Consider the following 14756-nt stretch of genomic DNA (forward strand, 5'->3'; position numbering starts at 1 on the left):
CAACACCGCCTCGTCACGCCTTTTCGCGTCCGGCCGTGCCGTTTCGGCCCGACCGGCGCCCGCGTTATACTCCTGCACATGCCCCCATCCCAGTTGGAAAGCCGGCTACGCTACGAATTTCGCAATGCGGAATTGTTGCGCCAGGCTTTGACCCATCGCAGTCACAGTGCCACGCACAATGAACGGCTCGAGTTTCTCGGCGATTCCGTTCTGAATTGCGCGGTGGCCGCCCTTTTGTTCCAGCGTTTCAGCAAGCTGGACGAAGGCGACCTGTCGCGCGTGCGCGCCAACCTCGTCAAGCAGCAGTCGCTGTATGAAATCGCTCAGGCCCTGAATATTTCCGAAGGGTTGCGGCTGGGCGAGGGCGAGTTGCGCAGCGGCGGCTTCCGTCGCCCGTCGATCCTCGCGGACGCGTTCGAAGCCATCATCGGGGCGGTATTCCTCGATGGCGGCTTCGAAGCCGCCCAAGGGGTCATCAAGCGCCTCTATATCCCGATTCTCGATCACATCGATCCGCGCACGCTCGGCAAGGACGCGAAGACGCTGCTGCAGGAATACCTGCAGGGGCACAAGATCGCGCTGCCGACCTACACGGTCGTCGCGACCCATGGTGCGGCGCACAATCAGCAGTTCGAGGTCGAATGCACGGTGCCGAAGCTCGACGTGAAGGTGTCGGGCTCCGGCGCGAGCCGGCGCGCGGCCGAGCAGGCTGCCGCGAAGAAGGCGCTCGACGAGGTGCTGGCGGCCGCGCCGATGCTCGCCTCGAAGCCGAAGCGTTCGAAGAACGCACGCGGGTCGAAGCATGTCGAGCCTGAAATCGTGCCGGGCGTGAAGGGGGTGCAGGAAGCGCTCGACCTGCGTTCTCCGGAACGGAAGGAGCGTGCGGCGGCGCGCGACGCGAAGGCGGCCGCTGCCGCGTCTGCAGGGGCCGATGCCGCCGCACAGCCGGGCGACCGGCCGGCGCAGGCGCCGATGGCCGCGATTCGCGCGGCGCATGTCGATACAGCCGCGGACAAGGCCGACCGGCCCGCGAAGTCGACGGCCGACAAGCCTGCCGACAAGGCGACCGACAAACCGTCAGACAAGCCGGCGGATCGCAGCGAACCCGGCGCGCGCGTGGCGGACAAGCCCGCCGAACGCGCCGACAAGCCCGCCGAAGGCGCGCCCCGTGCAGCCGACAAGCCGGCGGGGCAGGCGACCGATCCGGCCGTGTCGTCCGCCGACAAGCCTGCTGCCGGTTCCGACGCCGCGTCGCGTGCGACGCCGCGCGCCCGCGACGCCGCGGCACCCGACACCGAAACGCCGCAGGGCGGCGCAAGCCTCGCTGCCGCGCAGGCGCGCGTGGCCGATGCCGATCACTGAATTGCCCATCGATCGTGCCGCGCGTCGCGCGGCCGTTTCCGAACCTGTCTCCCAAACGATATGAACACTCCCGCTCCTACCGGTTTCCGTTGCGGCATGATCGCGATCGTGGGCCGCCCGAACGTCGGCAAGTCGACGTTGATGAACGCACTCGTCGGCCAGAAGATCAGCATCACGTCGCGCAAGGCGCAGACGACCCGCCATCGCATCACCGGCATCAACACGTTCGACGACGCGCAATTCGTGTTCGTCGACACGCCGGGCTTCCAGACCCGTCACAGCACCGCGCTGAACCGCTCGCTGAACCGCGCGGTCACGTCGACGCTCACGTCGGTCGACGTGATCCTGTTCGTGATCGAGGCCGGCCGCTTCGGGCCCGACGACCAGAAGGTGCTCGACCTGATCCCGCCCGGCATGCCGACGCTGCTGATCGCGAACAAGATCGACCGCGTGACCGACAAGGCGACGCTGTTCCCGTTCATGCAGCAGATGAGCGGGCTGCGCGAATTCACCGAACTCGTGCCGCTGTCGGCGCAGCGCCCGGAAGACATCAAGCGCTTGCTGGACACGATCAAGCCGTACCTGCCGGAAGGCGAGCCGATCTACGGCGAGGACGAGCTGACCGACCGCAGCTCGCGTTTTCTCGCGGCCGAAATCCTGCGCGAGAAGGTGTTCCGCTGGACCGGCGACGAACTGCCGTACACGAGCACCGTCCTGATCGACAAGTTCGAGGAGGAAGGGCGCCTGAAGCGCATCTTCGCGACGATCCTCGTCGAACGCGATTCGCACAAGGCGATGGTGATCGGCAAGAAGGGCGAGAAGCTCAAGCAGATCAGTACCGAGGCGCGGATGGACATGGAGAAGCTGTTCGACGGCCCCGTGTACCTCGAGACCTTCGTGAAGGTGAAGAGCGGCTGGGCCGACAACGAGGCGGGGCTGCGCGCCTATGGGTACGAATGACGCGCTGACGTCGACCGAAGATGCGGTGACCGCCGGCGCGAACGACGCGCCGTTGCCGGCACCGCCCGAACCGCCGCGTCGCAAGGCGCGGCGCGCGACCTCTCGCACGTCCGATTTCCGCGTCGCTGAGCAGCCGGCATTCGTGCTGCACAGCTATCCGTACCGGGAAACGAGCCTGATCATCGACGTGCTGACGCGCGATCACGGCCGGCTCGCGCTCGTCGCGAAGGGCGCGAAGCGCCCGCACTCCGCGCTGCGCGGCGTGCTGCAGACGTTCCAGCCGCTGCTGCTGTCCTGGTCGGGCAAATCCGAAGTGCGCACGCTGACGGGCGCCGAATGGGTCGGCGGGATGCTGCCGCTCGGCGGCGACGGGCTGCTGTGCGGCTTCTACGCGAACGAGCTGCTCGTGAAATTCTGCGCGCGCGAGGATCCGCAGCCGCCGCTCTTCAATCATTACGTGCTGACCCTCACGCGCCTCGCGCACGGCGAACCCGCGGTGCAGGTGCTGCGTTCGTTCGAGCGCGTGCTGCTGCGCGAGACCGGCTATGCAATGGCGTTGAACCGCACGGTCGCGCGCCGGGCGGTCGAGCCCGATCGCCGCTACGTGTTCGATCCCGAGCGCGGCGTGCGCAATGCGGACGACGACGTGCCGTCGCACTGGCCGGTGATTACCGGACAGACGTTGCTCGACATGGAGCAGGACGATTACCATCGAGCCCAGACGGTCGCGCAAAGCAAGACGCTGATGCGCTTCCTGCTGAACACCTATCTCGGCGGTACGCCGCTTGCCACGCGTCAGATCCTGATCGACCTGCAAAACCTATGAGCTTCTTCCTGACAACGCCCACCGTCATCGACCTCGGCGTGAACATCGACCACGTCGCGACGCTGCGCAACGCGCGCGGCACGGCCTATCCCGATCCGATCCGCGCGGCGCTCGCCGCCGAAGAGGCCGGTGCGGACGCGATCACGCTGCACCTGCGCGAGGACCGCCGCCACATCGTCGACGCCGACGTGCGCACGCTGCGCCCGCTGCTGAAGACGCGGATGAACCTCGAATGCGCGGTGACGGCCGAGATGCTCGACATCGCATGCGAAGTGCGTCCGCACGACGCGTGCCTCGTGCCCGAGAAGCGCGAGGAACTGACGACCGAAGGCGGTCTCGATGTCGCCGGCCGCTTCGAGGCCGTGCGTGCGGCATGCCGGCAGCTCGCCGACGCCGGCGTGCGCGTGTCGCTGTTCATCGATCCGGACGAGACGCAGATCCGCGCCGCGCACGAAGCCGGCGCGCCGGTGGTCGAGCTGCATACCGGCCGCTACGCCGATGCACACGACGAAGCCGAGCAGCAGCGCGAATACGAACGCATCGTCGCGGGCGTGCAGGCCGGCGCGCAACTGGGCCTGAAGGTCAACGCCGGTCACGGCCTGCATTACACGAACGTGCAGCCGATCGCCGCGATCGACGGCATCGTCGAGCTGAACATCGGCCACGCGATCGTCGCGCACGCGATCTTCGCGGGCTGGGACAACGCGGTGCGCGAGATGAAGGCGATCATGGTCGCCGCGCGTGTGGCCGCGCTGCACGGCGGCGCGCGCTGACGATGCATTCCGTGCGCGCGCGCTTCGCTCGTCACCCGGCGTCGTCCGTGTATCACGGCGGGCGCTGACATGGCGATCTACGGCATCGGTACCGACATCGTCCAGGTGAGTCGCATCGCGGCCGTGCTCGAGCGCACGGGCGGCCGGTTTGCCGAGAAGGTGCTGGGTCCCGACGAGCTGCGCGTGTTCCATGCGCGCCGCGCGCGCTCCGAGGCGCGCGGCATCGCGTTTCTCGCGACGCGCTTTTCCGCGAAGGAAGCGTTCTCGAAGGCGATCGGGCTCGGCATGCACTGGCCGATGACGTGGCGCGCGCTGCAGACTCTCAACCAACGCAGCGGCGAACCGTACGTCGTCGCGTCGGGTGAGCTGGCCGACTGGCTTGCCGCGCGCGGCATCACGGCGCGCGTGACGGTCAGCGACGAACGCGACTACGCGGTGTCGTTCGTGGTCGCCGAGACCGACGTAGCGCCGCCTGCACCCGCACCTGTTTCCCGAACCACTCCCTGACGGACTTTCCGATTCGATGAAAACGACTCCCGGCCCGGTCATGCTCGACGTCGTCGGCACGGCCCTGTCGCGCGACGATGCGCGGCGCCTTGCGCATCCGAACACCGGCGGCGTGATCCTGTTCGCGCGGCATTTCCAGAACCGTGCGCAGCTGACCGCGCTGACCGACTCGATCCGCGCGGTGCGCGAGGACATCCTGATCGCCGTCGATCACGAAGGCGGCCGCGTGCAGCGGTTCCGCACCGACGGCTTCACGGTGCTGCCGGCGATGCGCCGCCTCGGCGAACTGTGGGACCGCGACGTGCTGCTCGCGACGAAGGTCGCGACCGCGGTCGGCTACATCCTGGCGGCCGAGCTGCGCGCATGCGGGATCGACATGAGCTTCACGCCGGTGCTCGATCTCGACTACGGGCACTCGAAGGTGATCGGCGATCGCGCGTTCCATCGCGACCCGCGCGTCGTCACGCTGCTCGCGAAGAGCCTGAACCACGGGCTGTCGCTCGCGGGCATGGCGAACTGCGGCAAGCATTTCCCGGGGCACGGCTTCGCGGAAGCCGATTCGCACGTCGCGCTGCCGACCGACGACCGGCCGCTCGACGCGATCCTCAAGCAGGACGTCGCGCCGTACGACTGGCTCGGCCTGTCGCTGTCCGCGGTGATTCCCGCACACGTGATCTACACGCAGGTCGACAAGCGGCCGGCCGGCTTCTCGCGCGTGTGGCTGCAGGACATCCTGCGCGGGCAGCTCGGCTTCACGGGCGCGATCTTCAGCGACGACCTGTCGATGGAGGCGGCACGCGAGGGCGGCACGCTCACGCAGGCGGCCGATGCGGCGCTCGCCGCCGGTTGCGACATGGTGCTCGTCTGCAACCAGCCGGATGCAGCCGAAGTCGTGCTGAACGGCCTGAAGGCGCAGGCATCGGCCGAGTCGGTGCGGCGCATCAAGCGGATGCGGGCGCGCGGCAAGCCGCTCAAGTGGGACAAGCTGATCGCGCAGCCTGAGTATCTGCAGGCGCAGGCGCTGTTGAGCAGCGCACTGGCGTAAGCGGGAAGGGCGGCACGATGCCGCCTGTCCCGTTGCCGAAAGCAAAAAGCCGCGCTTTTGCGCGGCTTTTTGCTTTGACGGCAAAGCGCGGGGCGACACGTCTTTGCGCAACTAACCGTCAGTTCTGGCCGGCGCCCCGAACAACGGCGGCGCGGTCAGTTGACCTTCATCCGCTGCAACTTGTTGTACAGCGTCTTGGGGCTGATGCCGAGCAGCGTCGCCGCGCGATGGCGCGTGCCGCCGACCGCGTCGAGCGTCGCGCGGATCAGCAGATCCTCGACGTCGGACAGCGGGGTGCCGACCTTGATCTGCACGCTGCTGCCGTTCAGCGCGGCGCCGGCCGCGAAGCTCGCTTCGCCCGCGCGCAGCGTTTCGATGAAATCGCCGGATGCGTCATAGGCGAAGCGCACGCGCTCCTGCAGTTCGCGCACGTTGCCGGGCCATTCGTAGGACACGCATTCGCGCACGAAGCCCGGCGCCGCGCGCTTGTCGGTCGTGCTGCGGCCGGTGCCGCGCGCTTCGCGGTTGAGGTCGTCGATCAGCGCGTCCGCGATGGCGAGTACATCACCGTCGCGTTCGCGCAGCGGCGGCATCGTGATCGATGCCGCATCGAGACGCAGCCACAGATCCTCGCGCAGCATGCCGTTCGCGACCGCCTCGCGGGCCGGGCGGCGCGTGGTCGCGATCAGCCGGAAGTCGCTCGCGATCGAGCTCGTGCCACCGATCCGCATGAAGTTCTGCGAGTCGAGCGCATGCAGCAGCGCCTCCTGCAGCACGAGCGGCAGTGCGGTGATCTCGTCGAGGAACAGCGTGCCGCCGCCGGCCTGTTCGAACAGGCCCGACTCGCGCCGCTCGGCACCGTCGAACGCGCCGCGTTCATGGCCGAACAGCACGCTGTCGAGCGACGCACCGTGACGCCCGGCCTGGGCGATCGTGCGGCAGTCGAACGACACGAACGGCCCTTTGCGGCGCCGGCTCAGGTCGTGCAGCGTGCGCGCGGCCAGCTTCTTGCCGGTGCCGGCTTCGCCGGTGAACAGCACGGCCGTTTCGGTGCCCGCGTTGTGCTCGATCATGTCGTACACGTGCTGCATCGCCTCGCTGCAGCCGACCAGCGCGCCGAAGCGGCCGAGGTGGCGCAGCGACGCGCGCAGCGTCCGCACTTCGTCGATCAGTTCGTAGGGGCGCGGAATCCGGGCCAGCAGGCTGCGCAGGCGCGGAATGTTGATCGGCTTCAGCAGGTAGTCCCAGATGCCGTGACGCAGGCCTTCGATCGCGCTCTCGACCGTCGCGTTGCCCGTCAGCACGATCACCGGCAGCGAGCCGTTCGGTTGCTGCTGCGGCAGGTGCTGGAGCAGGTCGAACCCACTGCCGTCCGGCAGGTTCAGGTCGACGAGGACAACATCGGGAATCGAGCGGCCGAGCGCCGTGCGTGCCTCGGCGAGCGACGTGGCCGTGTCGACCGAGAAGCCGTCTGCGGCGAGCAGCGCGGTCAGGCCGGACAGGCTGTTGGGATCGTCTTCGACAATCAGGGCGTGTGGCATGGTGGACGCGAGTCGAGTCAAGAGAGGCGGGCTGTCGGCCATCGAGCCGGCCGCAGCCGCATGTCAGATTAAAAACTGATTTTATGCCCCGCTGAACGCCTGACGTGCATTATTTCTCTGACGCTATAAAACAGTTACCGATGATACAAATTGAATACCTTTAATGCTGGATTTTGTGTTGTCCATGGTGCCGACGCCCGCTGCTGTTGACGGCAGACAAACAAAAAGCGCCCCGCAGGGCGCTTTGTTCGATCCGGAAATCGCAGGCGATTACGCGCGGCTGCGATATTCGTTCGTACGCGTATCGATTTCGATCTTGTCGCCGGTATTGCAGAACAGCGGCACTTGCAGTTCGAAGCCCGTTGCGAGCTTGGCGTTCTTCAGCACCTTGCCCGACGACGTGTCGCCCTTGACGGCCGGTTCCGTGTAGGTGATCTCGCGAACCAGGACCGTCGGCAGTTCGACCGAGATCGCCTTCTCGTTGTAGAACACGACTTCGCAAGCCATGCCGTCTTCGAGGTAGTTCAGCGCTTCACCCATCATTTCCGCTTCGACTTCGTACTGGTTGTAGTCGGCGTCCATGAACACGTACATCGGGTCGGCGAAGTACGAGTACGTCACTTCCTTGCGGTCGAGCATGACGACTTCGAACTTGTCGTCAGCCTTGTAGACCGATTCCTGGCCTGCGTTCGACAGCAGGTTCTTCATCTTCATCTTGACGACGGCGGAGTTACGGCCCGACTTGTTGTATTCCGCCTTTGCGATGACCCATGCTTCGCTGCCGATCTGAACGACGTTGCCTACGCGGAGTTCCTGTGCGGTCTTCATAAAAACTGTCCTGATCCAATCAAATAAATAGGTGCCTGAGCGTTGCGCAACGGCTGACGGCGCAAGCGAGGGTGCGTTCCGGTGGGCGCCCAAAGCTCAAACGCGTGCGCTTGCGTGGTCAACCGTCGGATAACCGCTTATTTTAACTGAGATTTTGCGTATTCCGCCAGCTTTCCGGCGAGATCGCCGACGCTCGCCAGCGCGTCGGCCCAGCGGGCCGCGTTGGCGTCCAGCACGGCACGATGTTGCAGCAAATCGGCCCAGTCGGGCGTGCCGGCGCCGTTCCACGCATGCCAGAAGCGCTCGAGCGCCGCGCGCGGTGCGTCGGCGAGGCCGGTCGACAGGTGTGCGAGCGCGGCATCGAGCTTCGGCAGGTGCGCATCGTCGGCCTGCGGGTAGATGTGCCACACGAACGGCTTGCGCGCCCATTGCGCGCGGACGAACGAATCCTCGCCGCGCACGAAGTTGACGTCGGCCACCCACAGCAGCGGGTCGTAGTCGGCCTGCGGGACGAACGCGAGCCCGTACGCGGTCAGATTGCCGCGGCTTGCGCGCGCGCCGGCGCCGAACGATTCGACCCCGAAGAAGCGGGCGACGGCCGGCGACACGCGGCCGGCGGGCACGAGCGCGACGACGGGCGACGGGCCGTCGCGCCACTGCGCGAGCAGCGCGTCGACGCCCGGATTCTCATACGCGAACAGGCTGACGACGGTCGTGCCCGGCGCCGGTGGCGCGTCGCCCGTCGCATGCCGCCACCAGGCGGTGCGCGCCGCCGCGTCGGCTTCGAAGGCCGCGCGGCGCGCGTCGAGGTCGCGTTCCTTCAGCACGCCGCCCGTGCCGGCCGACAGTCCCGGGAAGAAGAACGTCTTCAGCAGCGGATAGCGCGGATGCGGCGACGGCCGCAAATGGAAATCGGCGACCCAGTCCTCGGCGCTCAGGTATTCGAGATTGATCCACACCGGGCGGCGTGCGCGGCGCGCCATCGCCGCGAGATAGGCGCCGGGCAGCTCGCACGCGAATGCCTCGATCACGACGTCGGCGATCTCCAGTGCGTCGCCGACTTCTGCATGCCAGTGTTCGATCACGACGCCGTCGAGCGTTTGCCGCCCGGCATCGGGATCGACCCCCGGCAGCAGCCGCGCGAAGGTGCGCAGGTCGTCGATGAACAGGCGCACCTGCCAGCCGTGCTCGTGCGCGAGCTGGCGGGCGAGGCGCCAGCACACGCCGATGTCGCCGAAGTTGTCGATCACGGTGCAGAAGAGGTCGCACGCGATCGGTTCGTCGGGTGCGAGCGGCGCAGGGGAGGCGGGGGCGGTGCGGGGCATCGAAGCGGGCCGGTGAATGCTCTAAACTGGCGATTCTAATGGACCCGTTCCGCGCCACAAGGCACCCGAATCGCGCATGACATCCCCAGAAGCCGCCGACACCCCGTTCGAACCGAAGAAGATCCTCGTGCAACTGCCGCACATGCCGGGCGTCTACCGCTACTACGATGCGGCGGGCGTCGTGCTTTACGTCGGCAAGGCGCGCGACCTGAAGAAGCGCGTCTCGAGCTATTTCACGAAGACGCAGCTGTCGCCGCGCATCGCGATGATGGTCACGCGCATCGCGCGCATCGAGACGACCGTCACGCGCTCGGAGGCGGAGGCGCTGCTGCTCGAGAACAACCTGATCAAGGCGCTCGCGCCGCGCTACAACATCCTGTTTCGCGACGACAAGTCGTATCCGTACCTGAAGCTCACCGCGCACCGCTTTCCGCGCATGGCGTACTACCGCGGCTCGGTCGACAAGCAGAACCAGTATTTCGGGCCGTTCCCGAGCGCGTGGGCCGTGCGCGAGAGCATCCAGATCCTGCAGCGCGTGTTCCAGTTGCGCACCTGCGAGGATTCGGTCTTCAACAACCGCACGCGGCCGTGCCTGCTGCATCAGATCGGGCGCTGCACGGCGCCGTGCGTCGGCGCGATTTCCGAGGACGACTACGCGATCGACGTGTCGAACGCCGCGCGGTTCCTGCTCGGCCGGCAATCGGAAGTGATGAAGGAACTCGAGCAGAAGATGCACGCGTTCGCGGCCGAGCTGAAGTTCGAGCAGGCGGCCGCCGTGCGCAACCAGATGAGCTCGCTCGCGACGGTGCTGCACCAGCAGGCGATCGAGGTCGGCAGCGACAGCGACGTCGACATCCTCGCGGTGGTTGCACAGGGCGGACGCGTGTGCGTGAACCTGGCGATGGTGCGCGGCGGCCGGCATCTCGGCGACAAGGCCTATTTCCCGGCGCACGTCGAAAGTGCATTGACGCTGGCCGAAGGCGGGCTCGGCGACGAGGCCGAGGCAGCGGAGCTTGCTGACGACACCGCTGCAGCGTTGCCCGACCGGCCCGCGGAAGAAGCTGCCGCCGCGCGTGACGCGGGCGCGTCGGTGGAGGCCGAGGTGCTCGATGCGTTCATCGCGCAGCACTATCTCGGCAATCGCGTGCCGCCCGTGCTGGTCGCGAGCCATGCGCCCGCGAGCCGCGACCTGCTCGAGCTGCTGTCCGAGCAGGCTGGTCACAAGGTCTCGCTGGTGCGGCAGCCGCAGGGGCAGCGGCGCGCGTGGCTGTCGATGGCCGAGCAGAACGCGCAGATCGCGCTCGCGCGGCTGCTGTCCGAGCAGGGTTCGCAGCAGGCGCGCACGCGCGCGCTCGCGGAAACGCTCAGCTTCGAAGGCGACGATCTCGCGACGCTGCGGATCGAATGTTTCGACATCAGCCATACGATGGGCGAGGCGACGCAGGCGTCGTGCGTCGTCTATCACCATCACAAGATGCAGTCGGGCGAGTACCGTCGCTACAACATCACCGGCATCACGCCGGGCGACGATTACGCGGCCATGCGGCAGGTGCTGACGCGCCGCTACGAGAAGATGGTCGAGCAGGCCGCGCAGGCGGCGGCCGCCGACGACGCGGCCGGCATCGACGGCGAATCGACGCGCCAGGCCGAGGCAGCGAGCCTGCTGCCGAACATCGTGCTGATCGACGGCGGCAAGGGGCAGGTCGAGATCGCGCGCCAGGTGTTCACCGAGCTCGGGCTCGATACGTCGATGCTGGTCGGCGTCGCGAAGGGCGAGGGGCGCAAGGTCGGCCTCGAGACGCTCGTGTTCGCCGACGGCCGCACGCCGCTCGAACTCGGCAAGGAGAGCGCCGCGCTGATGCTCGTCGCGCAGATCCGCGACGAGGCGCACCGCTTTGCGATCACCGGGATGCGCGCGAAACGGGCGAAGGCGCGCCAGACCTCGCGGCTCGAGGAGCTCGAAGGGGTCGGTGCGAAACGCCGGCAGCGGCTGCTTGCGCGGTTCGGCGGGCTGCGCGGTGTGGTCGCGGCGAGCGTCGAGGAGCTGGCGAGCGTCGACGGCATCTCGCACGCGCTCGCCGAGCAGATCTACAAGCAGCTTCACTGATCCGGCCGTGCGACCGGCCGCGCCTGGGCGCGATCTCGCGTTCTTGTGGCAGGCCGGTCGACACGGCACAATTGCGAATCCTTTACTGACCCGCATGCCATGCCGTTCAATTTCCCGATTTTCCTGACGTGGGTACGGATCGTGCTGATCCCGCTCGTCGTCGGCGTGTTCTATCTGCCGGACACGGTGATGGGCGGCGCGCACCGCAACCTCGCGGCGGCGGCGATCTTCATCCTCGCCGCGCTGACCGACTGGTTCGACGGGTTTCTCGCCCGCAAGTGGAACCAGACGTCGTCGTTCGGCGCGTTCCTCGATCCGGTCGCGGACAAGCTGATGGTGACGGCCGCGCTGCTGATCCTCGTGCAGATTTCGCGGGTCGATGCGGCGATCGCGCTCGTGATCGTCGGCCGCGAGATCGCGATTTCGGCGCTGCGCGAATGGATGGCACAGATCGGTGCGTCGAAGAGTGTCGCGGTGAACCAGCTCGGCAAGTTCAAGACCGCGTGCCAGATGGTCGCGATTCCGATGCTGCTGTACTACGGCCCGCTGCCGCTCGGCGTCGCGACGATCGACACGCGCGTGTGGGGCGAGTGGCTGATGTACCTCGCGGCGGTGCTGACGATCTGGTCGATGCTGTACTACATGAAGCTCGCATGGCCGCAGATTCGCGAGCGCGGCGGCGCGTGACCGGCCCGCACGGTCGGTTCGCAGTTTTTTGGAAAAAGGGCTGGAAAAGCCCTTGACACACGAATGTGCCTTCGACATAATCTCGCTTCTCCGCTGCACGACGAAGTAAGTGTGTGACGGGGACGCAGTAGCGCAGCAATACGCGGGAGTAGCTCAGTTGGTAGAGCGCAACCTTGCCAAGGTTGAGGTCGCGAGTTCGAGACTCGTCTCCCGCTCCAGATTTTTTCTGGCAGCGTGTTGTACGGCAAAGCGCTGCAGATGCAGGACACATGCGGGAGTAGCTCAGTTGGTAGAGCGCAACCTTGCCAAGGTTGAGGTCGCGAGTTCGAGACTCGTCTCCCGCTCCAGATTTTTCTGGCAGCGTGTTGTACGGCAAAGCGCTGCAGGTGCAGGACAATGCGGGAGTAGCTCAGTTGGTAGAGCGCAACCTTGCCAAGGTTGAGGTCGCGAGTTCGAGACTCGTCTCCCGCTCCAAGTCATGGGGAAGCCACGCTTCCCTTTTTATTTGATGGACCGACGGTCCTCGAATAAGAGAATCTGTCGCTTGCCTCCATGGCATCCGGACAGTCCGCTTTTGGCGCGATAGCAAAGCGGTTATGCAGCGGCCTGCAAAGCCGTTTAGACCGGTTCGACTCCGGTTCGCGCCTCCAGCAAGAAAAGAAAAGCCCCGCTTCGGCGGGGCTTTTCTTTTTTCTGCGCTCGATCCGCACTTCATCCGCGCATCTACTCCGCCGGATACGTCAGCGTCACCAGCTCGCACTTCGACGTGCTCTTGCCGTCGTAGTCGTAAATCGCGAGCAGATGCTGGCCCTTGCTGTTCAGGATCGGCAGTGTGATCGTCCGGCGATTCGGGTTGTTGCCGCCGGCCGGTTCGTCCGAAACCTGTTTGCGAATTTCCGATTCGAGATCCGACGGGGTGTTGATGCCGTTTTCCGGACCGCGGCTGCGCACCCGGCTGTAGAAATGGAAACCGTTGTCGGTCCAGCCGCGCGGCAGCATGTTGCGCCACTGGTTGTTGGTGACCTCCTTCCACAGCAGATCGGTGTTGCCGCTCAGCGTAAACGGCGTCGGACACGCGCCGGCCGCGAACGCTTCTCCGCAGAAAAGCGGGAGGGCGGCAAGCGACCACGCAACACATCGGGCCGCGCGTCGCGCGAGGCCGGCATCGCGTCGCGAGCCAGGATGGTGCGGCAGGGCATGGGGCGTTTTCATACGGCATTCTCCGGGTGATGGATCGGTATGCGACCGTGCTGCGGCCGCTGGGGAATACCGTATCGCTACCGTTCTCGCGCGAGAATGCGGCGAACGTCACACGTGCGGTCACGGGGAAAAGGTGCGGGCCCGGGGCCCGGGATGCGTCTGGAAAGACTGAAGGCGGGGCGACAACGCGGCAAGGCGGCAAGGCGGCTCGATCGCGCGTTGTCGCGGGAGAGAAGTGATGGTGGCGCTGCGGCGCCGTCTACGCCGCCCGCGTCACCATGAGCGTGCCGACCATGCGGCGATGCCGATCAGCCATCGACCGGCCGAGCCGGCGTGTCGAGCCTCAGCTGATAGAACGCCGCATCGAGCCAGCGGCCGAACTTGAAGCCCGCTTCGGTGATCGTGCCCGAGTGCACGAAGCCGAGGCGCGTGTGCAGCGCGACGCTGCCGCCGTTGGTCGCGTCGATGCAGCCGACCAGCACATGCACTTCGGCTTCGCGCGCCCGCCGGATCAACTCGCGCAGCAGCAGCTCGCCGAGCCCGCGGCCGCGATGGTCGCGGTGGACGTACACGCTGTGTTCGACCGTGTACTTGAACGCGGGGAACGCGCGGAACGTGCCCCAGCTCGCGAAGCCGACCAGCGCGCCCGATTCATCCACCGCGCCGACGACCGGAAAACCGCCGGCGCGCTTCGTCGCAAACCACGTGACCATCGCTTCCGGCGGGCGCGGCCGATAGTCGTACAGCGCGGTCGAATTCGCGATCGCATCGTTCAGGATGTCGAGGATGGCCGCGGCATGCTCGGCCTCGCTGCAATCGATCAGGCGCACGTCTTCGCGCGGTTTCGGGGAATTCATGCGGGCTCCTGCGCCTGTCGGCCTTGAACGGATGAAACACTCCGCGCGCCGGCGGCGGCGGGGACATCGCAGATCGCGACGACATAGCGCGCGACGTGCGACGACGGGTTGCTGAAAATCAGCGGCTGATCGACGCGCATGGCCAGACAGTCGCCTTCGTGAAGTTCGTGAAGCTGGTCGCCGCACGTGACGTCGACGCGCCCGTGGACGACCCATATTTGTTGATGCAGCGCGCTTTCGCGCCCGCCGGAGTCGTACGCGACGCGCGCGCCGGGCGGGAAATCGACCTCGACGAGCTGGATCGGCGACGGCCAGCCGTGCGGCGACAGGTTGCGCCGCACGTAACCGGACGCCGGATCGCGCCATTCCGCCTGCTGCGCGCGCCGCGCCAGCGGTTGCGCGGGCGCGTCGTCGCGATCGCCGCCGAACAGCCCGGCCAGCGACACGCCGAGACCGGCCGCGAGCTTGTCGAGCACGACGGCCGTCGGGCTCGCCGACGCGCGCTCGATGAGCGAGATCATCGAACGGCTGACACCGGAACGCGCGGCAAGCGCATCGAGCGTGTAGCCTCGTAGCGTGCGCAGCTCGCGCACGCGCCGGGCGATGCGTTCGTTGATGCCGGTGTCGTCGGCAGGGGCGCTGGTTGGTTCTTGCATGATGGATTTATTTTCCAGCAAGTTGGAATTCGATGTCAACAGGATCCCGGATCGGCGATTCGCCGGCAGCCCGGCGCTTGCC

14 protein-coding genes and 4 tRNA genes are annotated in these 14756 nt (G+C 66.8%); 12 read left to right on the forward strand and 6 right to left on the reverse strand.

The genetic code is table 11. The features are described from left to right. The first annotated feature begins 78 nt into the window (after positions 1 to 78). The 6 genes from rnc (at position 79) to nagZ (ending at position 5473) form a co-directional block, all read left to right on the forward strand. Positions 79 to 1362 carry a ribonuclease III gene (rnc, locus tag U4Y91_RS31380; protein ID WP_321808365.1) on the forward strand — a complete coding sequence of 428 codons (1284 nt, stop codon included), beginning with the start codon at positions 79 to 81 and terminating at the stop codon, positions 1360 to 1362. 60 nt (positions 1363 to 1422) lie between these two features. Continuing rightward, on the forward strand, positions 1423 to 2322 hold the full coding sequence (gene era, locus U4Y91_RS31385; protein WP_089450159.1) for a GTPase Era: 900 nt from the start codon (positions 1423 to 1425) through the stop codon (positions 2320 to 2322). Beyond that, positions 2309 to 3148, forward strand: a complete 840-nt coding sequence (recO, locus tag U4Y91_RS31390; RefSeq protein ID WP_014897645.1) for a DNA repair protein RecO — start codon at positions 2309 to 2311, stop codon at positions 3146 to 3148. Before era ends, recO begins: the two co-directional genes overlap by 14 nt. Then, positions 3145 to 3921: a pyridoxine 5'-phosphate synthase gene (pdxJ, locus tag U4Y91_RS31395; protein ID WP_321808309.1), complete on the forward strand. Its 777-nt coding sequence runs from the start codon at positions 3145 to 3147 to the stop codon at positions 3919 to 3921. Before recO ends, pdxJ begins: the two co-directional genes overlap by 4 nt. A gap of 69 nt (positions 3922 to 3990) precedes the next feature. Continuing rightward, positions 3991 to 4428, forward strand: coding sequence for a holo-ACP synthase (acpS, locus tag U4Y91_RS31400; protein ID WP_321808310.1), 438 nt, complete (start codon positions 3991 to 3993; stop codon positions 4426 to 4428). 16 nt (positions 4429 to 4444) lie between these two features. Continuing rightward, positions 4445 to 5473 carry a beta-N-acetylhexosaminidase gene (gene nagZ / locus U4Y91_RS31405; protein WP_321808311.1) on the forward strand — a complete coding sequence of 343 codons (1029 nt, stop codon included), beginning with the start codon at positions 4445 to 4447 and terminating at the stop codon, positions 5471 to 5473. 155 nt (positions 5474 to 5628) lie between these two features. Here the strand turns inward: nagZ and U4Y91_RS31410 are convergent, their stop codons facing one another. The 3 genes from U4Y91_RS31410 to earP all read right to left on the reverse strand — a co-directional run bounded on the left by U4Y91_RS31410 (position 5629) and on the right by earP (position 9167). Next, entirely contained in the window at positions 5629 to 7014 is a 1386-nt protein-coding gene (locus U4Y91_RS31410) for a sigma-54 dependent transcriptional regulator (protein WP_321808312.1), read from the reverse strand. 270 nt (positions 7015 to 7284) lie between these two features. Continuing rightward, a complete protein-coding gene (efp, locus tag U4Y91_RS31415) occupies positions 7285 to 7842 on the reverse strand; it encodes an elongation factor P (protein ID WP_014897640.1) in 558 nt (185 codons plus the stop codon). A gap of 137 nt (positions 7843 to 7979) precedes the next feature. Further along, positions 7980 to 9167 (reverse strand): elongation factor P maturation arginine rhamnosyltransferase EarP, encoded by a 1188-nt coding sequence (gene earP, locus U4Y91_RS31420; protein WP_321808313.1) that lies wholly within the window; start codon positions 9165 to 9167, stop codon positions 7980 to 7982. 76 nt (positions 9168 to 9243) lie between these two features. Here earP and uvrC point away from each other — a divergent pair, with 76 nt between their 5' ends. From uvrC to U4Y91_RS31450, 6 genes are all read left to right on the forward strand, one after another. Then, the gene (uvrC, locus tag U4Y91_RS31425) at positions 9244 to 11274 is read left to right on the forward strand and encodes an excinuclease ABC subunit UvrC (protein WP_321808314.1); all 2031 of its coding nucleotides are present in this window, start codon (positions 9244 to 9246) and stop codon (positions 11272 to 11274) included. 99 nt (positions 11275 to 11373) lie between these two features. Then, the gene (gene pgsA, locus U4Y91_RS31430) at positions 11374 to 11961 is read left to right on the forward strand and encodes a CDP-diacylglycerol--glycerol-3-phosphate 3-phosphatidyltransferase (RefSeq protein ID WP_114176520.1); all 588 of its coding nucleotides are present in this window, start codon (positions 11374 to 11376) and stop codon (positions 11959 to 11961) included. A 142-nt stretch (positions 11962 to 12103) separates the two neighbouring features. Then, positions 12104 to 12179 (forward strand) — tRNA-Gly (locus U4Y91_RS31435). 53 nt (positions 12180 to 12232) lie between these two features. Beyond that, positions 12233 to 12308 (forward strand) — tRNA-Gly (locus U4Y91_RS31440). A gap of 51 nt (positions 12309 to 12359) precedes the next feature. Further along, positions 12360 to 12435 (forward strand) — tRNA-Gly (locus tag U4Y91_RS31445). 102 nt (positions 12436 to 12537) lie between these two features. Further along, positions 12538 to 12611, forward strand: a tRNA-Cys gene (locus tag U4Y91_RS31450). Between the two features lie 73 nt (positions 12612 to 12684). Here U4Y91_RS31450 and U4Y91_RS31455 read toward each other — a convergent pair. The 3 genes from U4Y91_RS31455 to U4Y91_RS31465 form a co-directional block, all read right to left on the reverse strand. Then, positions 12685 to 13173, reverse strand: a complete 489-nt coding sequence (locus U4Y91_RS31455; RefSeq protein WP_321808315.1) for a hypothetical protein — start codon at positions 13171 to 13173, stop codon at positions 12685 to 12687. 296 nt (positions 13174 to 13469) lie between these two features. Beyond that, the gene (locus U4Y91_RS31460; protein ID WP_321808316.1) at positions 13470 to 14018 is read right to left on the reverse strand and encodes an N-acetyltransferase family protein; all 549 of its coding nucleotides are present in this window, start codon (positions 14016 to 14018) and stop codon (positions 13470 to 13472) included. Then, complete coding sequence (locus U4Y91_RS31465) at positions 14015 to 14674, reverse strand: helix-turn-helix domain-containing protein (protein ID WP_321808317.1); 660 nt, start codon at positions 14672 to 14674, stop codon at positions 14015 to 14017. Before U4Y91_RS31465 ends, U4Y91_RS31460 begins: the two co-directional genes overlap by 4 nt. Positions 14675 to 14756: the final 82 nt, after the last annotated feature.

Origin of the sequence: Burkholderia sp. BCC1993 (assembly GCF_905339865.1) — a bacterium.
Classification (GTDB): domain Bacteria; phylum Pseudomonadota; class Gammaproteobacteria; order Burkholderiales; family Burkholderiaceae; genus Burkholderia.